Genomic DNA, 20,846 nt, shown 5'->3' on the forward strand with positions numbered 1-20,846 from the left:
CGTCGCTGTCCGGGAGTCTTACTTCTGCCTGTGAATCTAGACACACGAAACGCAACAAGCACCAACACGGCAGGTCAGCGGCTTCCCGGCGGTATCGCGAAGTTTCGCCATAAGGTATGACCTCTTGTACGTTAAATCCCGTGAGTTTTTACGAAGCCGCCCCTACGGCGATTAAGAACAAGGTTGACCTCTTTTCCGAAGAGCCCGCCCGGTTTGCCACCCGTGCAGTACTGGCGGGCGTGTATCTGGGGATCATGACGGCGTTCGCCGCCTCCACTGCCCAGCTGACGGACACGTACGCCCCGGGGTGGGGCAAGTACGCGTTCGGCGGCATCTTCGCCTCCACGCTGTACATCATCATCGTGCTGCAAGGCGAACTCGCCACAGGCGACATGATGTTCATGACCTATGGCGCGATCCACAAAAAGAACACTGTGGTCAGGGGTCTGTTGCTGGTCCTGTTCGTCACCATCTTCAATCTCATCGGTGCAGTGGTGATCGCATGGCTGATTTCCCGCACCACCATGGGCCAGCTTGTGGAAGTGGACGGGTTCCTCCACGACTTGCTGGTGGCCAAGCTGCAAAAGTCCAGTTCAACACTTTTTGTCGAAGCAATCCTGGCCAACGTCGTGGTCAACATCGCCTTCATGCTGGCAACCCAGGCGGGCAAAGACTACAGCGCGAAGCTGTGGGGCGTCATCCTGATCATCCCGTCGTTTGCGACCATGAGCTACGAGCACTCCATCGCGAACTTCATCCTCACCAGCCTGGGCGGCTTCACGCTCGGCCCGGATGTGATCGAGGGCTTCACCAACTGGAACGTGATCCGCAACTGGGTCGTCGTGTGGCTGGGCAACTTCGTCGGCGGCGGCTTCATGATGGGCGGGCTCTACGGCTGGCTCAACCTGACCAAGACGGACTACAAGGACTAGTTCCGCGCCGTCTGCCAGAATGGGACGGGTGAATACACCTGTTTCCCACTCGGCTCCAGATGTCCTTCAGGCCGTGCGCGGCGTGCGCGATGCGGTGGCGTACACGGCACTGCCTGTCGACGTCGCTTCCGAAGCCCGCGCCATAGTCAATCAGCTCGACGACTATGTGCTGCCGCGCCTGGCCAACCTCGACGCGCCCCTGCTCGCCGTCATCGGCGGCTCCACCGGCTCCGGCAAGTCCACCATTGTCAACGCGCTGCTGCGCGAGCGGGTGTCTAACCCGGGCGTGATCCGCCCCACCACCCGTCAGCCGGTGCTGGTGGCCAACCCGGGCGACGCGGACTGGTTCAACTCCCCGCAGGTGCTGCCCGGCCTGGCCCGCTCGCACGGCGCGGGCGACGAGCGCTCCACCACCCTGCGTGTCGTGGACACGCCCCGCATCCCGGAGGGCTTGGCGCTTCTCGACGCCCCCGATTTCGACTCCATCGACGACCAGAACCGGGCCCTGGCGTCCCAGCTCCTCGCCGCCGCGGACCTGTGGATCTTCGTCACCACCCCGGCGCGCTACGCGGACCAGCTGGTGTGGAACTTCCTCAACGACGCCGCCGGCCGCGGCATCGAGGTCGTGGTGGTGCTCAACCGCCTCGACGACAAGGCCGCGGAGACGGTGCCAGACGACTTGCGCCGCATGATGAACGACGCGGGACTTTCCAAGGCCACCGTATTTACCGTCCCGTTTGTGGCGGACCTTGGTGGCGAGCAGTCCGGCGAATTCCTGGGCGAGGAGCTGGTCGCACCACTTCGCGAGTACCTGACCACGCTCGCGGACGACACCGCCGCCCGGCGCGACGTGGCCGGCAAGACCGTTGCGGGTGCGGTGGAATCGGCGCTTACCCGCGTGGATGCCCTGGTGGGCCGCCGCGAACGCCAGGAAAACTTTGCCAACCAGCTCGACGAGTCGATCCACGAGTTCTACACCGCCGCGAACCGTCATGTCATCGACGCCACCTCCGACGGTAAGCTGCTGCGCTCCGAGGTGATGGACCGTTGGCAGGACGTCGTCGGCACCTCAGATGTGTTCCGCGGTGTCGAGCGTTGGTTCTCCAGCGCCGTGGACAAGGTGGGCAGCTTCTTCACCGGCCAGCCCGCGCCGCTGCGCGAGGTGGAGACCGAGATCGAGTCCGGCCTGCATGCCGTGATCGTAGACGCGGCCGAGACCGCCGCGTCGCGCGCGTGGTCCCACACCGGTTCGGTGGCCCCGGAGCTGCGCGCGGACGCGGATCCGGCGCTCGCCCGCGCCAGCGCGGACATCTCCGACAAGGCCGCGCAGCTGGTGCGCGACTGGCAAAAGGACATGGTGCAGCACATCCAGGACACCGCCGGCGACAAGCGCCAGCGCGCCCGCCTCATGTCGTTCGGTCTGAACGTGGCCACCGTGGCGCTGATGCTGGTGGTCTTCGCCTCCACGGCGGGCATTACCGGCGGCGAGGTGGCCATCGCGGGCGGATCCGCCGTGGTGGGCCAGAAACTGCTTGAGACGATATTCGGCGAGGACACCGTGCGCCGCATGGTCGTCCAGGCCCGGGAGGACTTAAACCAGCGCCTGGGCGAGCTGTTCGCCGCGGAGCGCGACCGCTACCACGTCTTGACGGATCCGCTGCTCGAGGGCGCGACCGCCGAGCAGATGCGGGAAGCTTCCGCGGAGGCGAAGCGCGCTGTGGACGTGAGGCTCCTTGGGCTCGTCGATAGGCAAGAAGCCCCGCAGCTTCCCGCGAAGCAGGAGGATGTGGAGGAAAGCTTCGAGCGCGGCACGCTGCGCGGGCTGTTTGACCAGCTGCGCGGCAGCTTTGGCAAGGGGGACGGCAATGTTTAGGAAGAAAGCTGGCCTGACCGAGCGGCTGGAGGCGCTGGATCAGGCCGCGCAGATCGGCGCACCGTACCTCTCGCCGGGCAACCGCGAGGGCCTCGAGCGCGTGGCGAAAGCCGGCGCGGAACGCCGCGCGCTGTCCGGCGACCACACCGTGGTGGGCTTTTTCGGCGCCACCGGCTCCGGCAAGACCTCGCTGTTCAACGCTGTTGTTGGCGAGGACCTGGGCAAGGCCGCCGCGCGCCGCCCCACCACCTCCTCGCCGCTGGCCGCCATCTGGGAGCCGGACGGCTCCGAGGAGCTGCTGGACTGGCTGGGCGTGGAGGACCGCCGCGCCCGCCAGGGCGAGTTCGCCCGCGGCGCTGGCCCGCTGATCCTGTTAGACCTGCCCGATTTCGACTCGGTGGAGGCGTCCAACCGCGCCATCGCGGAACGCCTTGCCGGCCAGGTGGACGTGCTGGTGTGGGTCTCCGACCCGGAGAAATACGCGGATTCCGTCATCCACGACCAGTTCATCCGCCCGCACGCCAACCACTCCGCCGTGACGTTGGCGGTGCTGAACAAGTCCGACCTGCTCGCCGCGGGAGATGTCGGCACCGTCGCGGACTCGTACGCGGGGCTTTTGCGTGACGACGGCCTCACCAACGTCCAGGTCGTCCCCACCTCCACCCTGACGGGCGCCGGAATCGAGAACCTGCGCGCCGCGATCGCGAAGGTGGCCAAGGCGCACACGGCGCAGACCGCGCGCATCGAGGCGGACATCCGCTCTGTCGCCGAGGGGTATTCCGGGGTGAGGGGTGCCGGAGGCGTCGCAAAGAATGCGAAGCGCGACATGGACGCCGTGCTGGCGCAGGCCGCCGGCGCGGACCGCATCGCGGAGACCACCGCCGCGGCGTACCGCAAGCGGCTGCGCGAACGCACCGGGTGGCTGCTGACCTCCTGGATCACCCGCTTCAAACCCGACCCGCTGCGCCGGCTGGGACTGCGCGAAGCATCCGACGAGATCGGGGTGCACCGCAGCTCAATGCCGGAGCTCGACGCCGCGTCGAAGGCCGTGGCAAACCGGGGCGTGCGCGACTACGCGGGCGCCGTCGCCGACGGGCTGCCGCACGAGTGGTCCGCCGCCGTGGCCGACCGCGCCGAGGAGGTCTCCGCCGGCCTGCCCGCGGAGCTGGACCGCGCCGTCGCCCGCACCACGCTGCCCGCGGAGCCGTCCAAGGGCTTGTCGCTGCTCACCGTGATCCAGTGGCTGGCGCTGCTGGCCGCCCTGGTGGGCGTGCTGTGGTACCTGCTGGTCGCGTTCGTGCCGGGCGTGCTCACTCCCCTGCTCGGCGGCGACCTCGTGCCCGACGTGGAAGGCTGGCCAATCCCGACGCTGCTGATCATGGCAGGGCTGCTCACCGGCCTGGTCATCGGCCTGATCTCCGCGGTGTTCGGCGGGATGCTCGGCTCCGGGGTGAAGCGGCGCACCCGCTCGGCGGTGCAGAAACAGGTCGCCGAGGTCTCCCAGACCGCGGTGGTGGAGCCGCTGCTGGCCATCCGGGAAGACTACTCCCGCTTCGCCGAGCGCATCGCCGTGGCCGCGGGCTAGTTTCCCGGTACGGTCGGCGAATATGGCACGAATTCCCAGAGTCTTGTCCATCGCCGGCACCGACCCCACCGGCGGCGCCGGCATCCAGGCCGACCTGAAATCCATCGCAGCCGCCGGCGGCTACGGCATGTGCGTGACCACCGCGCTGGTGGCCCAAAACACCCAGGGTGTGCGCGAGATCCACACTCCCCCGCAGTCGTTTCTGCGCGCGCAGCTCGACGCGGTGTTCGACGACGTCGAAGTGGACGCCGTGAAGATCGGCATGCTCGGCGACGTTGAAACCACCCGCACTGTGGCCGACTACCTCGCCGCCCACCCGGTGCCGGTCGTGGTGGTGGACCCGGTGATGGTGGCCACCTCCGGCGACCGCCTGCTTTCTGCCGACGCGGAGGAGGCCCTGCGCCAGCTGGTCCGCGACCACGCCACGGTGGTCACCCCGAACCTGCCGGAGCTGGCCGTGCTCACCGGCCAGCCCGAGCCGGAATCGTTTGAGGCGGCGGTGGCCTTGGGCCGCACCTACGCCAACGACGCGGGCGTCAGCGTGCTGGTCAAAGGCGGCCACCTCAAAGGCGACCGCGCCTCCAACGCCCTAGTCACCCCCGGCGGCGAGGCCCACGTCGCCGAGGTGCCGCGCGTGGAGACCAACAACACCCACGGCACCGGGTGTTCGCTCTCGGCGGCGCTGGCCACGCGCATGGTGCTCAGCGACGCCAACGCCGCGGCCACCTGGGCCTCCGACTGGCTCCACGAGGCCATCGCCCACGCCGACGAGCTCAACGTCGGCCGCGGGAACGGCCCCGTGCACCACTTCCACCGCCTCTACCGGCTGGCGGGCGGGGTGTGAGCCTCGGCCGCAGCCGGCTTCGGCTCCACGGAGAACAGCTTGTCGCCGGCGCTGACGCTGCCGGGCAGCAGCAGGCCCGGCAGGACCTCGCCGACCTTCTTCATGTTGGACACCACTACCGGGGTGGTTACCTCGTAGCCAGCGGCCTCGATGCCCTCGATGTCGAAGGTGGCTAGCAGATCGCCCGCGCGCACCTCATCGCCCTTCTTCACCTGCGGGGTGAAGTGCTCGCCCTTGAGGTTCACGGTGTCGAAGCCGATGTGCATCAGCACGTCCACAGGCTTGCCGTCGGAGCCGGTGCCGCGCACCGCGTAAGCGTGGGCGGACGGGAAGGTGACCACCACTTTGCCGTCGAGGGGCGAGCGCAGCTCCCCCACCGTCGGGCGGATTGCCACGCCCTCGCCGAGTTTGGCCTGGGCGAACATCGGGTCGGACACGTCCGCCAGCGGCAGCGCCTCGCCGGTGAGCGGGGCCGCGACCGGCAGCGCGTCCGCCGATGCCTCGCGCAGCGTCGCCGCCGCGGCCGCGTCGGCCCGCGAATCCTCCGGGGCGTCCGGGTCGATGGTTCCCTGCTTGCGCACCAGGTAGAGGCCGTAACCGTACGCGGCCGCGAACGCGATGACGAACGTGACGGCTGCCAGCGCCAGGAACGTGGGCATATCGCCGGGGCGCATGGACACAACTCCGATGAAGCCGGCGGCGCCGAGGGCGGTGGCCTTGACGTCGAAAAGCGCAATGAGCATCGCACCAATGGCCGCCGCGCCCATGCCGATGTAGAACGGCCAGCGCAGACGCAGGTTCACGCCGAAGATCGCCGGCTCGGTGATGCCGAAGACCGCCGAGATGCCCGAGGACCCCGCCAGGCCCTTGAGCTTGGCGTTGCGCGCCAGGAAGTACACGGCCAGCGCCACCGCGCCCTGCGCGATGTTGGCCATGGACGCCGTGGGGAAGATAAACGAGCCGCCCTGGTTAAACAGCTCCAGCTCAATCGGCGGGAAGGACTGGTGCAGGCCCGTGATCACGATCGGCGAGTACACCAGGCCGAACAGGAACCCGCCCACCGGGCCGCCGAGGTCGTACAGGCTGGCCAGGCCGTGAATGAGCAGGTCGCCCAGCCAGCGCACGAACGGGCCGACCGCGATGAACGTGATGAACCCGGTGATCAGCAGCGTGGCCAGCGGGGTAATCAGGAAGTCTGCGGTGCCCTTGAGGCGGCGGTGGAACCACTTCTCAATCGTGGCCAAAATCCACGCGACCACCAGCACCGGAAGCACCGCGCCCTGGTAGCCGCCCTGCGCCACCGGGAAGCCGAACAGGTCCCAGTACGGCATGGTGCCCTCCGCCATGGAGGTGACCACGTCGTAACCGTTGACCAGCGCCGGGTGCACCATCGCCATGCCCATGCCGGCGCCCAAGTACTCGTTGCCGCCGAAGCGCTTCGTCGCGGAGAAGCCCACCAGCACCGGCAGGAAGGCGAACGGCGCGGACGACAGGACGTTGATGATCTCCGTCAGCCCCTGGATCTGCGGGAACATCCCCACCAGGGATTCGTCGCCGAACAGCCCCTCTGCGGTAAGCACGTTGTTCAGCGCCATGAGCAGGCCGCCGCCGACCAGGATCGGAATCAGCGGCACGAAGATGTCCGAAAACACCTTGATAAAGCGGGTGAACCAGCTGCCCTGGTTCGCCGCCACGCTTTTCAGCTCCTCGGTGGAAACCGCAATGCTTCTCGACGTCATCGCGTCCATCGCCGCAAACACCCTGTCCACGTCGCCAGGGCCGACGATGATCTGGTACATCCCGCCGGTTTCGAACACGCCCTTGAGGTCTGGGTCGTTTTCCAGCGCGGCGGTGTCCGCCAGCGAAGAATCCTTCAGCACCATCCGCAGGCGCGTGGCGCAGTGCGCCGCGCCGACGATGTTGTCCTCGCCGCCCACGGCGGCCAGCACCCGGCTGGCCACGTCCTTATGTTGCACGGTTGTTCCTTCCTATTGAGGTGTCAGCGCCGACCACTGCGCCCCACCGGGAGCAAAGACGGCAAAAGAAAACGCGACTTCCCCGTCGCCCGCGGTGCACTCCACCGCCGCGCCGTCCGCGGTAAGCACCAGCTCACCCGCGGCGCACTCGGCCCACCGGATGCGGCCTGCCACGTCGACGAACACTGTGCCGCGCCCTGCGCCGTCCGGCTGCCAGGTCACCGTGGCGCACACGTGATCCCCCTCCGCGACGAGATCCGCCGCCCAGGGGGCGTCCCCCAGCGCTACCCGCTCGACCAGCATGTCGTGGGCGTCCGGGATCTGCAGGGCGGTGGCTAGGTGGCCGTCGATAAGCGAAAGCTCCCTGACCAGCGTGAGCTGATGCACCCACCCCTCCGCGGGGAAGCTGGGGGTGTCGTCGCGCGCGGGCAGCCCCATCCAGCCGAGCATGAGCGCGCCGCCGTTGTTGTCGCTGATGAGCTGTGGCGCGTAGAACTCAGAGCCGAAATCCAGCGGCGTGAAATCCCGCTCGACCTCGAACCGCAGGCCTTCAAGTTTGCCGACGACGTACCCGCACTCGTCCGAATCCGGAAACTGCGGGCAAAACACGAAAACGTCGCGCATCTCGCCCGTGGCCTGATCGTGCATCCGCAGCAGGTTTGGACACTCCCACATGTAGGCCGAGGCGACGTTGTAGTTCAGGCCCGCGAACTCGATCTCGCCGGCGAATTGCCACCTGTCCAGGTCGTCGGAGGTGTAGAGCACAGCGGCGCCGGTGCCGTTTTCGCGCTGGGCGCCAAGCACCATCCGCCACGTGCCGTCCGGCGCCTGGGTGACGTGCGGGTCGCGGTAGTGCGCGGTGTAGCCGTCCGCGGGGCCATCGATCGCGGGATTGGTGCCGCGGCGGCGGTAGGTTCCGCCCATCGGGCCCTCGATGCCGCCCACGTCCACGATGTTCTGGCTGGTCAGCCGCTTTCCGTCGCGTTTGACGTTGCCGGTGTAAAACAGGCGAATCTGGCCGTCGTGCACCACGCCAGAGCCGGAGTAGCAGCCGTTCTCGTCGTACGACACGCCCGGGTAGAGCGCGTCCGGGAAGTGCCGCCACACGCCTGAGCCCAACGTGGTCACGGCATGCCCCCAGCCGGTGCGTTTGGGCTGGGCGGGAAAGGACGGGTCGTGCTGGTAGAACACATGCAGCTCATCGCCGAGCAACATCATCCCGTTAGGGTCGTTGAGCCTGCCCTGAGGCGCGGTGAGGTGGTGTTTCGGCCGGTACGACATGTGTTTATTCTATGACGCATGATCACCGTGTACGGCGAAGCCTTGGTCGACCTCGTGCCGTCCGCCCCCGGCCCGCTCGCGCCGCTCACCCCGGCGCTCGGCGGCGGCCCGTTCAACGTGGCCCGCGCGCTCGGGCGCTTCGGCTCTCCTGTGGCGTTCCAGTCGCGCCTCTCATCCGACGCGTACGGCGCGGCGCTGCGGCAATCACTCATCGACGAAGGCGTCGACCTCTCGAAATGCCCCAGCGGCAGCGAGCCCACCACCCTCGCAGGGACCGCATTGCGTGACGACGGCTCCGCCTCCTACACCTTCTACGTCAACGGCACCGCGGACCGGCTCGCCCAACCGGTGCCGGTGGAGAGCGGCTACGCAGTGTTCGGCACGTTGTCCCTGGCCCTGGAACCCGGCTCGCTGCGCTACGCAGAGGCCGCGCGAGTCAGCGCCGACAACGGCGCGATCGTGTGCCTGGATCCCAACCTACGGCCCGCGTTTTCCTCGGAGAAACACCGCCTGTTCCTGCGCGGTCTCTTGGAATCGGTCACGGTGTTGAAGCTTTCCGACGAGGAAGTCGAATTCCTCGGCGACACCTCACACGTGCCCGTCGTGGTGACCACCCTCGGCGGCGAAGGCATCCGTGTCCGTGCACCGTTCGGCGTTTGCGAAGTGCAGGCCCCCACCGTGGAGGTCGCGGACACCATCGGCGCCGGCGACACCATCATGGCCGCGCTGGTGCACCAGTTCGACGCCCGCGGCCTCGACCGTTCCGCGCTGTTGGCGCTGGGCGCGGACGAGTGGCGCGAGATCCTGGACTTCGCCGCCCGCGCCGCCGCCATCACCGTTTCCCGCACCGGCGCCGACACGCCGTATCTGCACGAGCTGGTGTAGGCGCGGATCTGCGCGGGTCTGTGGGGTTCCGGTCTGGCACCGTCTTCTCACCCCCCGGCGCGCGGATCTGCTAGTTCCCCGCCCCGCCCTCTTCCAGGTAACTAGCAGATCACGCTCTTACCGACAACGCCTTTCAACATCACCTGCACAAACAAAAACTTGGACAGTTGATCTGCTAGTGCCGTCCAAAGCGGAGCTAGCAGATCCGCAGGGTTCCGCTTCTACTCCTGAACAGGTAAAATGCTGCACCATGACCGACCCGCGCAGTGAAGACCAAAAGGTTGCCGCCGTGAACGCCTCCATGGTCATGGCGGGGCAACCCCTATCAGCCGAGGACGAAGCGCTGCTAAGACGGCAATTCCGTAGCGAGGTCTCCGCCGACGAGGCAGTATTGCTTGTCTTGGAGCGCGAGGGGCTGGGCGATTCGCCACGCGCACACGAACTGCGCCGACGTATCGCCGGCGTGGCCTAAGCATCGTGGCCCGACAGAGCCGGGAAGCACCCGATAACCTGTTTGGGATTTCAGATCCCGCGCAGCTAGAACGCATCGCTGGGAGCCTTGCTACGCAACGGTTGGGTGAGCTCGAGCTCGGCCCTCCCCTCACCGAGTTCACCCGCGAATCACTCCTGCGCACCCACCACTACCTGATGCAAGACATCTACCCGTGGGCCGGCGAGATCCGCACCGAGGAGGTCGGCGCAATGGGAATGGCCATGTGCCGGGCGCAGTACGTCGACACTGAGCTTGACCGGGTCATGAGCCGCATCGCGAAGTTGCCGCCTTCGTCGTCAGAAATCGAGTCTGCGGTGCGGACCGTCACAGATCACTGGAGCGAGCTCACAATCGTGCACCCGTTCCGCGACGGCAACTCCCGCACACAGCGGTACTTCTTCGATCAGATGCTGCGCGCTGCAGGTTGGGCGGTGGACTGGACGCGTATCGACGCCACCCAGGCACACGCTGCCCGATACGTCGGCGCTGCAACTGCCGATCCCTCTTTTCTCGCTCAAGTACTGCGCCCTGGCGTGTTCGCCCCGACAGATCTCCCCGACGGCAGTGGCGCGCTCAGCGAGACGCAGGGCCAAAGAGCAGGCGCAGCTGAGGTCTTCCACCGGATGATGGAGTTCCGCCGCGCGCACCCCGGCGCGGCGTGGTCTCCCGAATCCCACTGAGGCCCGGATCGTCTAGCGGCTCGCTACCGCTGCTATACGATCACGCTGCTAACGACAACTATTTCCAACATCACCTGGGCAAACGCCGCGCCCAACAAATGATCGTCTAGCACTCCTCTATGCGCTGCTAGACGATCCGCGAAACCGGCACAAGAACGGCGCCGGGCCCAGACGAAACCGCCCGAGCCCGACGCCAGGAAAGCGCGGCAAACCCTACTCCACCGTCACGGACTTAGCCAGGTTGCGCGGCTGGTCCACGTTCAGGCCGCGGGCCTCCGCCACGGAGGAGGCGAAGATCTGCAGCGGGATGGTGGACAACAGCGGCTGCATCAGGCCGGCGGACTGCGGGATGCGGATGATGTGGTCGGCGTAGGCCTCCACGTCCGTGTCGCCGTCTTCCGCGATCACGATGGTCACCGCACCGCGGGCGCGGACCTCCTGGATGTTGGAGACGACCTTGGCGTGCAGGTTATTGCGGGAGCGCTTGGACGGCACGATGATGAACACCGGTTGGCCTTCCTCCACGAGCGCGATCGGGCCGTGCTTGAGCTCGCCGGCGGCGAAGCCCTCGGAGTGCAGGTAGGCCACCTCCTTGAGCTTCAGCGCGCCTTCGAGGGCGACTGGGAAGCCGACGTGGCGGCCTAGGAACAGCACGGACTTCGCGTCCGACATGTCCTGGCCCAGCTGCTTGACCTGGCCTTCGTTGTCCAGCACCTGCTGGATCTTGTCCGGCATTTCCTGCAGCTCGTCCACGATCTGGCGGATCTCGTCGGCGTACTTGTTGCCGCGCACCTGAGCCAGGTACAGGGCGAGCAGGTATGCGGCCACGATCTGGGAGATGAACGCCTTCGTCGACGCCACGGCGATCTCCGGACCGGCGTAGGTGTACAGCGACGCGTCTGCCTCGCGCGGGATGGAGGAACCGACGGTGTTGCAGATGGCGATCACCTTCGCGCCCTGCTCGCGGGCGTGGCGCACGGCCATGAGCGTGTCCATGGTTTCGCCAGACTGGGACACGGCGACCACGAGGGTGCGCTCGTTGACGATCGGGTCGCGGTAGCGGAACTCGTGGGCGAGCTCCACCTCCGTCGGGATGCGGCACCAGTGTTCGATGGCGTAGCGCGCCACCTGGCCCGCGTAGGAGGCGGTGCCGCAGGCCACGATGATGATTTTGTTGATGGAGCGCAGCACGGATTCGTCGATGCGCAGCTCGTCGAGGATGAGCTTGCCCTGTTCGTCGAAGCGTCCGTAGAGGGTGTCGCGGACGGCGGTGGGCTGGTCGTGGATCTCCTTTTCCATGAAGGAGTTGAAGCCGCCCTTTTCCGCGGCGGTGACGTCCCATTCAACGGTGAACGGCTTGGCTTCGGCGGGGTTGCCGTCGAAGTCGCAGACCTCGTAGCCCTCGGCGGTCAGGGTGACAATCTGGCCGTTGTCCATCTCCACGGCGTCGCGGGTGAATTCGATGAAGCCGGCGACGTCGGAGCTGAGGAAGTTTTCGTTCTCGCCGACGCCGATGACCAGCGGGGAGTTCCAGCGCGCTGCGACGATGCGGTCCGGGTGGTCTGCGTGGATCGCCAGCAGGGTGAAGGCGCCTTCGAGGCGCTGCGCGGTCAGCTGCATCGCGCGGGTGAGGTCGCCGTCTGCTTCCTTGTCGTAGATGTCCAGCAGCAGGGTGCCAGCGACCTCGGTGTCGGTCTCGGAGACGAAGCGGTAGCCCTTATCGACGAGCTCCGCCTTCAACGCCGAAAAGTTCTCGATGATGCCGTTGTGGACCACAGCCATGCGGCCGTCGCCGACGACGTGCGGGTGGGCGTTTGCATCGGTCGGTCCGCCGTGGGTTGCCCAGCGGGTGTGCCCGATGCCGAGCTTGGAAGCCGCAATTGGGTTGTCCGAGATTTCGGCTTCCAGGTCTGCAACTTTGCCGGCCTTCTTGCGGCACTCGATGACGCCGTTGTTGGCAACCGCGACACCGGCGGAGTCGTATCCGCGGTATTCGAGGCGGCGCAGTCCCTCGACAATGACATTTTTCGCGTCGCGCTCAGCGGTGCCGGCGCCTACGTATCCAACGATTCCACACATGGGGAAAAATTTTACTCCAGTTTAGTTGTCTGTAGAAAGTGGAAAACCCGCCACGGGCCACGAGTGTGGACAGCGGCGGGTTCGAGCAAAAGACACCTAGCGTTTAAGCCTTCTCCATGCCGATCTTCTGGCCGTCGGTGCGGAACACCTGAGCAACGGCCGGGCGCGGAACGGAGTTGCCACCGTCGGGCCAGTGGGACGCGGGCTTTTCAAAGGTGGCATCGTCCTCCTCGCCCGGGTGCTGGACGTTGACCAGGACCAGCTCGTCGGTGACGATCGGGCCGCAGGTCTCAGCGGCGTACGGCACGGTGAGGAAGCACAGCACCTGGCCGCGGTTCTCACCCTCGAGGCCGACGGCGTACAGGCCGTCGTTAGTGCCGAGCGCGTTGCCGTCGGTGGAGATCCACAGGTTGCCGTGGGAGTCGAACGCGACGTTGTCCGGGCAGGAAATCGGGGACACTTGCTCCTTGGGGAAGCCGCCGAAGTAGGTCGACGCGGCGTTCGGGTCGCCGCAGACGAGCAGCAGGTTCCACTTGAACTCGGTGCCTGCGTAGTCGTCCTCGATCTCCATGACCAGGCCGTTCTTGTTCTCGCGGATCGGCGCGTACTCGGTGACGTCTTCCTTGCTCTTCTTGGCGTTCTCGCCGGTGGCGCCGCGGTAGCTGTTGTTGGTCAGCGCGACGTAGAGCTTGCCGTTGACCGGGTTGACCTCGAAGTCCTCCGGGCGGTCCATCTTCGTGGCGCCGACCTCGTCTGCGGCGAGGCGGGTGTAGATGGCCACCTCTTCGCCGGTGAAGCCGTCCACGTGGGACTCGGCGGTGCCGTCGGCATGGGCGGTCAGCAGCGGGATCCACTTGCCGGTGCCGTCAAAGTCGCCGTCCTTGGGCAGGTCGCCGTCGCCGGTGATCTCGCCGGCCTCGGAGTTACCTTCGAGGTTGGCGACGTAGAGGGTGCCCTCGTCGAGGATTGCCATGTTGTGGGCGATGTCGCCCTCCTTGACCTTCTTGGAGGAGACGAACTTGTAGATGTACTCGAAGCGCGCGTCGTCGCCGGAGTAGCACACCACGGTGCCGTCCTCGGTGACGTGGACGTTGCCGGCCTCGTGCTTGAAACGGCCCAGGGCGGTGTGCTTGACCGGGACGGACTCCGGATCGTACGGGTTGATCTCAACCAGGTAGCCGAAGCGGTTAAACTCGTTCGGCTCCTTCGCCAGGTCGAAGCGGTCGTGCAGGCGCTCCCACTTGCGCTGCGACGCGTTCTCGGACACGCCGAAGCGCTTCACGTCCGCGGCCGGGCGCTCACCGGTGACGGCGGCGGCGTTGGCCCAGTACTGGTCGATGTTCTCCTCGCCAGAAAGGAAGGTGCCCCACGGGGTCACACCGCCGGAGCAGTTGTTGAAGGTGCCGAAGACCGTGGTGCCGGTCGGATCGGCGGAGGTCTTGAGCAGGTCGTGGCCGGCAGCCGGCCCGACGATCTTGAACTCGGTCTCGCCAGTGATGCGGCGGTTCAGCGGGCCGAACTCGCGCTTGAGCTCACCGGTCTTGGGGTCCTTGGACACCTCGAGGACGGTGTGGCCGTGGCTGGCAATGCCGATATTGATCTGCTCGTCCGTCGGGTTCTCCGGATCGTAGTTCGGCAGCATCTGCGGTTCAGTGGAGTACTCGTGGGAGCAGACGTAGAGCATGCGGTTCTTGTCGGTCGGGTGCTCCATCAGGCCGGCGAAGTCGTTGTTGAAGCCGAACTGGCGGGCTGCAGCTGCGGCGGTCTGGTTGTTCGGGTCGAACTCAGGCGCGTCCTCGTACACCGGGTCGCCCCAGGCGATCAGCACAGAGGTGTCGTAGCCCGCCGGGACGACAACCTCGTCCTTCTCGTTCGGCTGCACGCCGTCGAAACGCATGCCAGCAGCCGGCTTGATCTCAGCCTTCGCGACCTCGGTGCTGGTGGAGGTGGCCGTCGCGGATTCGGTGGTTTCCGCCACATCCTCGTCGACGCCGCAGGCGGCGAGCAGTGCGCCGCCGCCGAGGGTCACGGTGCCAGCACCGAATGCCTTCAGCACGCCGCGGCGGGACATCAGGTCGCCGAAGTACGGGTTGTCGGACTCGTTGGTGCAATCGCCAGCACACGCGTTGCCGCACTTGTTTAGACCACGTGTTTAGTAACGGTGTGGTGAGTTTCGGGTAACGCCCGGGTGAGTATCGAGTAACACCCGGGCGTTTAGGTTGGTAGCGGGGGTTATTGGGTCAGTCGCATGTTGGTGCCTTCGAGTGTGATGATTTCGGCGCCGGCGACGAGTCGGTTGAGTATTGACTCGGCGATGACGGCGTCGGGGATGGATTTGTACCACTCGTCGGGTGTGAACTGGGATGTCACGATGGTCGATCCGCGGGGTTCGCGTTCTGCGAGGATATTGAGCAGTTGGTGTGCGGTGGCGGCATCGATTGGGGTGGTGAGGAAGTCGTCGAGGACTAACACGTCTGTGTTGTGTAGGTCTTCGAGGAACGTGATGCGGGCTGGGTCGTCGTGTTTGAGCACGGCGAGGTGGTTGGCGAGTGTGTCGGTGCGGAAGAAGCGTGCGGAGTAGTCATTTCTGCACGCCGCGGTGAGTAGTGCTTGGGCGAGGTAGGTTTTGCCGACGGAGGATTTGCCCAGGATGACAATGTTTTGTGCGCTTTGGCACCATTGGCAGTGAGCGAGTCGGGTGATTTGCTCTTTGTTAATGGTGCGGCCGGGCGTGTAGGTGATGTCTTCGATACAAGCATCGGGATTTGGCGATCGGGATGCTTTGAGCAGTTTGTTGACTCGCCTCTCACGCTTGGCCGCTACCTCTTTATCGAGTGCGTAGAGCACTTTGTCGGAGAAGCTCCAGTCGTCGAATGCGGGATCGGCGGCGATGTCGATGACGCTTTGTCCGAAGGCGGTCATGCGTAGATCGGTAAAGATCGGCAGGACTGATTCGTCGAGGAAGCGGGCGGATGATGATGCTGGTTGCGGGTGGGGCATGGGTTATGCAGATCCTTTCTTGGTGAGGTTTTCGAGGCTGAACTGGGCAGCACCACCGAGGTAGGCGCCGCGGGTGTCACGCGCTGACGGGGCAGGCGCACCGTCAGCGGGTCTGCCGGTTAATTGATCGATTGGCAGGTCAGCACCTGTAGGTCGTGTGGAGGTGTCTTTGCGCACGGCGGCCATCATGTTTTTCACCGCGGTATACGACACAGCACGCCTTCTGCCGTCGGTGGACACCAAACGTCTGCAGGCATCTTCGAGGATTGGCTTGTTGGCGTGTTTGCCCATGTTGAGCACGTTGCGGCACGCTTGGTACGCCTGGGCAGGGATCGCTTTAGCTTCGATGAGCTCGGCAATCACCTGGCGTGTGGCCGGCCCGATCTTGGAGGCTTCGCGCAGGAAGTACTCACTTGTCCACAACCCACGGGTATCACCCAGGTTCGCCGGTATGTGGTCGGTGTCGGTGACATACACCCCGCGGGCACGCGCGAGTTGGTGTCTGGCCACACGCTGCCCGGCGTCGAAGACGGCGAGACTGTCACCGGTGATGCGCACATCCACGGTGCGGCCCACCAGCTGGTGCGGTACCGAGTAATGCGCGTTGTGCACTCTGATGTGGAAATTGGGTGCGACTTTGGCGCGTTTCCATTCGGTGCGCTGCCACGGTGTTGCAGGCAGCGCGGTGAGCACGTCGCGTTCGAACTGATCAAACAATGCGCGTCTGCTCGTCGCATTGCCGCGAAACGGCGTGGCAGCGTTGATCCCATCGACCAGGGCGGTGATTTTCGCGTTGAGCTCGTCTATCCCGACGCACTGGTGGCCATCGAGTGCGTGGATGACGTTTTGGGTGACGATCTTGACTGCGGCTTCGACGCTGGCCTTGTCTTTGGGTCGTTTCGCCCGAGCCGGCAATGCGGCGGTGTTGTAGTGCTCCAAAAACTCCTCGTAGGTGGAGTTGACCCGACGATTTTTGTCCGCGGCACTAATCGCGTTCGAGGCTGTCGAGGCGTTATCTGGCACGATGACCTCGGCAACCCCGCCGAAGTACTCAAACGCGCGGATATGAGCTGCAAGCCATGCGTCCTGGCGCTCATCCGCGCACGCGCAGGCGAACACCATGCCTGAATACGGCAGCGAGGCGACAAAGATACTGACCTTCGATCCTTGCCCGCCGGTGGGGTCACACAGCCGCATCTTTGTGCCTGCCCAGTCCACCTGCATCGTATGGCCTGGGGCATGGGTGATCCTGGCGGTCAGCCCAGCTGCATCAACGTGTTGGGCCACAAGCTGGCGAAACCGCTCGTAGCTGTAATACCGCTGGCCTGGGTCCGCAGGCTGTGCGGTGTAGCGGCCCCACAGTACCTGCAGGGTCACCTTGTTGCGCCCGGTGCGTGCCTTGGCGACAGCGTCGAAATCGATCGGGACGAAATCGCCCTGAGCATGGCTGCGCCCGTCGACGAACCAGTCCACCAGCTCATGATCCGCAACCCCACGAAGTTGCTCACGGGTTGTGATGTTGTGTTCCACCAGCGCATCGCGTGCTTTTTGCACCGTGGTGTGCGAGCACCGCAGACTCGAACAGATTTGGCGGACAGACCAGCCTTTGAGCACTTGATCCATTACCGCCCGGTAGTCAGTCACAATCAGACTCCTCTGGTAACGCCGCGTGCCCTGAAGTCACGCGGTCACCAGAATCCTCCCCCGGACTGTTACTGGATGCTCACCAATGCGTTACTCGATACTCACCACGGTGTTACTAGATACGACCGCGTAACAACACTTGTAGGTACAGGTCAAAGACGAGCGCTTGGACTGGAACAGCAGGTTAATACCCTTGATAGGCATGAGTTCTCCCAGGAAACGTATACAGAGTTTGGCCTGGAAGAAGTTACTCAACACGAGTAAATGAGCGCCGAAATCCGGGTGAACAGTTGTCAAACACACGAAAATACCCGCCCAACACGAGGTTGGACGGGTACGACGTCGAAAAGCTAGGTGCTCTTAGCGAGCCTTCTCGATGATGTCGACGAGACGGAAGTGCTTGTCCTTGGACAGCGGACGCGTCTCCTCGATGAGGACGAGGTCGCCGATGCCGGCGGTGTTCTCCTCGTCGTGTGCCTTCACGCGGGTGGTGGTACGCACGATCTTGCCGTACAGGGCGTGGGACTTGCGGTCCTCAACCTCGACGACGATCGTCTTGTCCATCTTGTCGGACACAACGTAGCCACGACGACGCTTCTGCACTGCCTTGACCTTGGTGTTCTCAGTCACGTTTGCCTCACTCATGGTTATGCCTCAGCTCCCGTGGACTCCGGGACAACGGACAGGCCGAGCTCGCGCTCGCGCAGCACCGTGTAGATGCGAGCGATGTCGCGCTTCACGGTGGAGATGCGGCGGTTGTTGGTGAGCTGGCCGGTCGCGAGCTGGAAGCGCAGGTTGAACAGCTCTTCCTTCGCCTCGGTCAGACGGGTGCGCAGCTCATCGTCGTTGAGCTCGCGGAACTCAGATGCGGGGGTACCGGTTGCCATTAGAACTGGTCCTCCTTCTTAATCACGCGGACCTTGCACGGCAGCTTCGCGCCAGCGCGGCGCAGAGCCTCGATTGCAGTCTCCTCGTTCGGGTAGGACATTTCGAAAAGAATGCGGCCAGGCTTGACGTTGGCCACCCACTTCTCCACCGGGCCCTTACCGGAACCCATACGCACGCCGAGCGGCTTCTGGGTCAACGGACGATCCGGGAAGATGTTGATCCACACCTTGCCACCACGCTTGACGTGGCGGTTGATGGCGATACGTGCGGACTCGATCTGGCGGTTGGTGATGTACGCCGGCTCGAGCGCCTGCAGGCCGTAGTCGCCGAAGGTGATCTTGTTGCCGCCCTTGGACACGCCCGTGCGGTGCGGACGGTGCTGACGGCGGTACTTCACGCGCTTAGGGATGAGCATGAATTAGCCCTCCTTCTTCTGCTCTGCACGCTGGCGACGCTGGCCGCCGCGGCGCGGGCGACGGTCGCCACGGCCACCGCGCTCGTTCTTCGGAGCGTTGAGCTCGGACTCGCGGACACCGCCCACGACGTCGCCCTTGTAGATCCACACCTTGACGCCGATGACGCCAAAGGTGGTGTGTGCTTCTGCCGTGCCGTAATCGATCTCTGCACGCAGGGTGTGCAGCGGAACGCGACCCTCGTGGTAGCGCTCGACACGGGACATTTCCGCGCCGCCGAGACGGCCGGACGTCATAACCTTGATGCCCTTGACCTGCGGGTTGCGCATCGCGGACTGGATGGCCTTACGCATGGCGCGACGGAACGCGACACGGTTTACCAGCTGCTCAGCGATGGACTGTGCAACCAGGGTTGCGTCGGCATCGATGTTCTTGACCTCGATGATGTTCAGCGCGACCATCTTGCCGGTGAGCTTCTCCAGCTCGCGACGGATGCGGTCTGCCTCAGCGCCGCGGCGGCCGATGACGATGCCCGGACGAGCGGTGTGGATGTCCACACGCACGCGGTCGCGGGTGCGCTCGATGACGATGTCGGAGATGCCGGCGCGCTCGAGGTTCTTCTCGAGGTACTCGCGGACCTTGATGTCCTCCGCAACGTAGTCAGCGTAGTTCTTGTCGGCGTACCAGTGGGACTTCCAGTCGGAAGTGATACCCAGGCGCAGGCCGTGCGGGTGAATCTTCTGGCCCATTACTTGGCCCCTTCCTTGGACTCGACAACAACGGTGATGTGGGAGGTGCGCTTCCGGATCTGGAAGGCGCGGCCCTGGGCGCGCGGCTGGTAGCGGCGCATGGTCGGGCCCTCGTTTGCGTAGCACTCGGAGATGACGAGCGTGCGCGGGTCCAGGCCGAAGTTGTTCTCAGCGTTGGCCGCTGCGGAGGCGACAACCTTCGCAACGTCCTTGGCAGCACCCTGCGGTGCGTACTTCAGGATCGCGAGGGCCTCGGCAACGTCCTTGCCGCGGACGAGTGCCAGCACGCGGCGGGCCTTCATCGGCGAGACGCGGACAAACTTGGCCGTCGCGGATGCAGTGGTGATGGTGTCAGCCATTGCTTATCGACGTCCCTTCTGTTCCTTGACGTGACCCTTGAAGGTCTTGGTCGGTGCAAACTCGCCGAGCTTGTGGCCGACCATGGACTCGTCGACGAACACCGGCACGTGCTTGCGGCCGTCGTGGACGGCGAAGGTGTGACCGATGAAATCGGGGAGAATGGTCGAACGGCGCGACCAGGTCTTGATGACCTGCTTGGTGCCAGCCTCGTTCTGAGCGTCCACCTTGTTGAGGAGGTGCTCGTCGACGAACGGGCCTTTCTTCAGGCTACGTGGCATGTCTGTTTACCTCCTCTTAGCGCTTCTTCGAGCGGCGGCGCCGCACGATCATGTTGTTGGAATAACGGTTCGGGTTGCGGGTGCGGCCTTCCTTCTGGCCCCACGGCGACACCGGGTGGCGGCCACCCGAGGTCTTGCCCTCGCCACCACCGTGCGGGTGGTCGACCGGGTTCATGACCACACCACGCACGGTCGGGCGCCAGCCCTTCCAGCGCATGCGGCCGGCCTTGCCCCAGCGGATGTTGATCTGGTCGGCGTTGCCGACCTCACCGATGGTGGCGCGGCAGCGGATGTCCACGCGACGGATCTCGGAAGACGGCATACGCAGGACTGCGTAGTTGCCTTCCTTACCCAGCAGCTGGATGGACGCACCGGCGGAGCGGGCGAGCTTGGCACCAGCACCCGGCTTGAGCTCCACAGCGTGGATGGTCGTACCGGTCGGGATGTTGCGCAGCGGCAGGTTGTTGCCGACCTTGATGTCGGCGTTCGGACCAGCCTCGACGACGGTGCCCTGGGTCAGGCCCTTCGGCGCGATGATGTAGCGCTTCTCGCCGTCGTAGTAGTGCAGCAGCGCAATGTTTGCGGTGCGGTTCGGGTCGTACTCGATGTGAGCGACCTTTGCCAGCACGCCGTCCTTGTCGGAGCGGCGGAAGTCGATCACGCGGTAACGGCGCTTGTGGCCGCCGCCGCGGTGACGGGTGGTGATGTGGCCGTGAGAGTTACGGCCACCCTTCTTCGGGAGCGGGCGCAGCAGCGACTTTTCCGGGGTCGAGCGAGTGATCTCCTCGAACGCGGAAACGGAGCTGGCACGGCGACCCGGAGTTGTCGGCTTGTACTTGCGAATAGCCATAATGGTTCCTTTTCTATCGTCCTCTTCGCTGTGCGA

General features: G+C 65.2%; 19 protein-coding genes and 1 pseudogene. 7 read left to right on the top strand and 13 right to left on the bottom strand.

Annotated features, from left to right (window positions below; all coding sequences use genetic code 11):
- The first annotated feature begins 140 nt into the window (after positions 1-140).
- From ACF3NP_RS08320 to thiD, 4 genes and pseudogenes are all read left to right on the top strand, one after another.
- Positions 141-932 carry a formate/nitrite transporter family protein gene (locus ACF3NP_RS08320; protein ID WP_181889808.1) on the top strand — a complete coding sequence of 264 codons (792 nt, stop codon included), beginning with the start codon at positions 141-143 and terminating at the stop codon, positions 930-932.
- Between the two features lie 28 nt (positions 933-960).
- Positions 961-2,805 carry a GTPase gene (locus ACF3NP_RS08325; RefSeq protein ID WP_338026648.1) on the top strand — a complete coding sequence of 615 codons (1,845 nt, stop codon included), beginning with the start codon at positions 961-963 and terminating at the stop codon, positions 2,803-2,805.
- Positions 2,798-4,390, top strand: a complete 1,593-nt coding sequence (locus tag ACF3NP_RS08330) for a GTPase (protein ID WP_392398626.1) — start codon at positions 2,798-2,800, stop codon at positions 4,388-4,390. The genes ACF3NP_RS08325 and ACF3NP_RS08330 overlap by 8 nt, the downstream gene beginning before the upstream one ends.
- A 22-nt stretch (positions 4,391-4,412) precedes the next feature.
- Positions 4,413-5,222 (top strand): annotated as a pseudogene (gene thiD, locus ACF3NP_RS08335) (bifunctional hydroxymethylpyrimidine kinase/phosphomethylpyrimidine kinase); the annotation flags it as partial.
- Here thiD and ACF3NP_RS08340 read toward each other — a convergent pair.
- Both ACF3NP_RS08340 and ACF3NP_RS08345 read right to left on the bottom strand, forming a co-directional pair.
- Positions 5,210-7,210, bottom strand: coding sequence for a sucrose-specific PTS transporter subunit IIBC (locus ACF3NP_RS08340; RefSeq protein WP_181889804.1), 2,001 nt, complete (start codon positions 7,208-7,210; stop codon positions 5,210-5,212). The pseudogene thiD and the gene ACF3NP_RS08340 sit on opposite strands and share 13 nt — an antisense overlap.
- Positions 7,211-7,222: 12 nt before the next feature.
- Complete coding sequence (locus ACF3NP_RS08345) at positions 7,223-8,491, bottom strand: glycoside hydrolase family 32 protein (RefSeq protein WP_181889803.1); 1,269 nt, start codon at positions 8,489-8,491, stop codon at positions 7,223-7,225.
- Between the two features lie 18 nt (positions 8,492-8,509).
- Here ACF3NP_RS08345 and ACF3NP_RS08350 point away from each other — a divergent pair, with 18 nt between their 5' ends.
- The 3 genes from ACF3NP_RS08350 to ACF3NP_RS08360 all read left to right on the top strand — a co-directional run bounded on the left by ACF3NP_RS08350 (position 8,510) and on the right by ACF3NP_RS08360 (position 10,549).
- A complete protein-coding gene (locus ACF3NP_RS08350; RefSeq protein ID WP_181889802.1) occupies positions 8,510-9,376 on the top strand; it encodes a carbohydrate kinase family protein in 867 nt (288 codons plus the stop codon).
- 250 nt (positions 9,377-9,626) lie between these two features.
- Positions 9,627-9,848: an antitoxin VbhA family protein gene (locus ACF3NP_RS08355; protein WP_181889801.1), complete on the top strand. Its 222-nt coding sequence runs from the start codon at positions 9,627-9,629 to the stop codon at positions 9,846-9,848.
- A 101-nt stretch (positions 9,849-9,949) separates the two neighbouring features.
- Positions 9,950-10,549 (top strand): Fic/DOC family protein, encoded by a 600-nt coding sequence (locus ACF3NP_RS08360; protein ID WP_236883581.1) that lies wholly within the window; start codon positions 9,950-9,952, stop codon positions 10,547-10,549.
- 213 nt (positions 10,550-10,762) lie between these two features.
- Here the strand turns inward: ACF3NP_RS08360 and glmS are convergent, their stop codons facing one another.
- The 11 genes from glmS to rplB form a co-directional block, all read right to left on the bottom strand.
- Positions 10,763-12,628 (bottom strand): glutamine--fructose-6-phosphate transaminase (isomerizing), encoded by a 1,866-nt coding sequence (glmS, locus tag ACF3NP_RS08365; RefSeq protein WP_181889800.1) that lies wholly within the window; start codon positions 12,626-12,628, stop codon positions 10,763-10,765.
- 103 nt (positions 12,629-12,731) lie between these two features.
- Entirely contained in the window at positions 12,732-14,699 is a 1,968-nt protein-coding gene (locus ACF3NP_RS08370) for a PhoX family protein (RefSeq protein ID WP_392398627.1), read from the bottom strand.
- A gap of 161 nt (positions 14,700-14,860) precedes the next feature.
- Positions 14,861-15,628 carry an ATP-binding protein gene (locus ACF3NP_RS08375; RefSeq protein ID WP_070771239.1) on the bottom strand — a complete coding sequence of 256 codons (768 nt, stop codon included), beginning with the start codon at positions 15,626-15,628 and terminating at the stop codon, positions 14,861-14,863.
- A 3-nt stretch (positions 15,629-15,631) separates the two neighbouring features.
- A complete protein-coding gene (gene istA / locus ACF3NP_RS08380; RefSeq protein WP_181888927.1) occupies positions 15,632-17,272 on the bottom strand; it encodes an IS21 family transposase in 1,641 nt (546 codons plus the stop codon).
- A 360-nt stretch (positions 17,273-17,632) separates the two neighbouring features.
- Positions 17,633-17,917: a 30S ribosomal protein S17 gene (gene rpsQ, locus ACF3NP_RS08385; RefSeq protein ID WP_181889797.1), complete on the bottom strand. Its 285-nt coding sequence runs from the start codon at positions 17,915-17,917 to the stop codon at positions 17,633-17,635.
- Positions 17,918-17,919: 2 nt separating this feature from the next.
- Positions 17,920-18,159 carry a 50S ribosomal protein L29 gene (gene rpmC, locus ACF3NP_RS08390; protein WP_085956803.1) on the bottom strand — a complete coding sequence of 80 codons (240 nt, stop codon included), beginning with the start codon at positions 18,157-18,159 and terminating at the stop codon, positions 17,920-17,922.
- On the bottom strand, positions 18,159-18,575 hold the full coding sequence (rplP, locus tag ACF3NP_RS08395) for a 50S ribosomal protein L16 (RefSeq protein WP_181889796.1): 417 nt from the start codon (positions 18,573-18,575) through the stop codon (positions 18,159-18,161). The genes rpmC and rplP overlap by 1 nt, the downstream gene beginning before the upstream one ends.
- 3 nt (positions 18,576-18,578) lie before the next feature.
- Positions 18,579-19,322 carry a 30S ribosomal protein S3 gene (rpsC, locus tag ACF3NP_RS08400; RefSeq protein ID WP_181889795.1) on the bottom strand — a complete coding sequence of 248 codons (744 nt, stop codon included), beginning with the start codon at positions 19,320-19,322 and terminating at the stop codon, positions 18,579-18,581.
- Positions 19,322-19,681 (bottom strand): 50S ribosomal protein L22, encoded by a 360-nt coding sequence (gene rplV / locus ACF3NP_RS08405; protein WP_070475001.1) that lies wholly within the window; start codon positions 19,679-19,681, stop codon positions 19,322-19,324. Before rplV ends, rpsC begins: the two co-directional genes overlap by 1 nt.
- Before the next feature lie 3 nt (positions 19,682-19,684).
- Positions 19,685-19,960, bottom strand: a complete 276-nt coding sequence (gene rpsS, locus ACF3NP_RS08410) for a 30S ribosomal protein S19 (RefSeq protein ID WP_018017481.1) — start codon at positions 19,958-19,960, stop codon at positions 19,685-19,687.
- 16 nt (positions 19,961-19,976) lie between these two features.
- Positions 19,977-20,810: a 50S ribosomal protein L2 gene (rplB, locus tag ACF3NP_RS08415; RefSeq protein WP_181889794.1), complete on the bottom strand. Its 834-nt coding sequence runs from the start codon at positions 20,808-20,810 to the stop codon at positions 19,977-19,979.
- Positions 20,811-20,846 lie beyond the last annotated feature (36 nt).

This window comes from Corynebacterium lehmanniae (assembly GCF_043161975.1).
Classification (GTDB): domain Bacteria; phylum Actinomycetota; class Actinomycetes; order Mycobacteriales; family Mycobacteriaceae; genus Corynebacterium; species Corynebacterium lehmanniae.

Excerpts from the sequence above, each read along its gene's own strand:
- ACF3NP_RS08330 (WP_392398626.1), top strand. The coding sequence starts at position 2,798 with ATGTTTAGGAAGAAAGCTGGCCTGACCGAGCGGCTGGAGGCGCTGGAT.
- ACF3NP_RS08345 (WP_181889803.1), bottom strand. The coding sequence starts at position 8,491 with ATGTCGTACCGGCCGAAACACCACCTCACCGCGCCTCAGGGCAGGCTC.
- ACF3NP_RS08350 (WP_181889802.1), top strand. The coding sequence starts at position 8,510 with ATGATCACCGTGTACGGCGAAGCCTTGGTCGACCTCGTGCCGTCCGCC.
- ACF3NP_RS08355 (WP_181889801.1), top strand. The coding sequence starts at position 9,627 with ATGACCGACCCGCGCAGTGAAGACCAAAAGGTTGCCGCCGTGAACGCC.
- glmS (WP_181889800.1), bottom strand. The coding sequence starts at position 12,628 with ATGTGTGGAATCGTTGGATACGTAGGCGCCGGCACCGCTGAGCGCGAC.
- ACF3NP_RS08370 (WP_392398627.1), bottom strand. The coding sequence starts at position 14,699 with ATGTCCCGCCGCGGCGTGCTGAAGGCATTCGGTGCTGGCACCGTGACC.
- ACF3NP_RS08375 (WP_070771239.1), bottom strand. The coding sequence starts at position 15,628 with ATGCCCCACCCGCAACCAGCATCATCATCCGCCCGCTTCCTCGACGAA.
- rpsQ (WP_181889797.1), bottom strand. The coding sequence starts at position 17,917 with ATGAGTGAGGCAAACGTGACTGAGAACACCAAGGTCAAGGCAGTGCAG.
- rpmC (WP_085956803.1), bottom strand. The coding sequence starts at position 18,159 with ATGGCAACCGGTACCCCCGCATCTGAGTTCCGCGAGCTCAACGACGAT.
- rplP (WP_181889796.1), bottom strand. The coding sequence starts at position 18,575 with ATGCTCATCCCTAAGCGCGTGAAGTACCGCCGTCAGCACCGTCCGCAC.
- rpsC (WP_181889795.1), bottom strand. The coding sequence starts at position 19,322 with ATGGGCCAGAAGATTCACCCGCACGGCCTGCGCCTGGGTATCACTTCC.
- rplV (WP_070475001.1), bottom strand. The coding sequence starts at position 19,681 with ATGGCTGACACCATCACCACTGCATCCGCGACGGCCAAGTTTGTCCGC.
- rpsS (WP_018017481.1), bottom strand. The coding sequence starts at position 19,960 with ATGCCACGTAGCCTGAAGAAAGGCCCGTTCGTCGACGAGCACCTCCTC.
- rplB (WP_181889794.1), bottom strand. The coding sequence starts at position 20,810 with ATGGCTATTCGCAAGTACAAGCCGACAACTCCGGGTCGCCGTGCCAGC.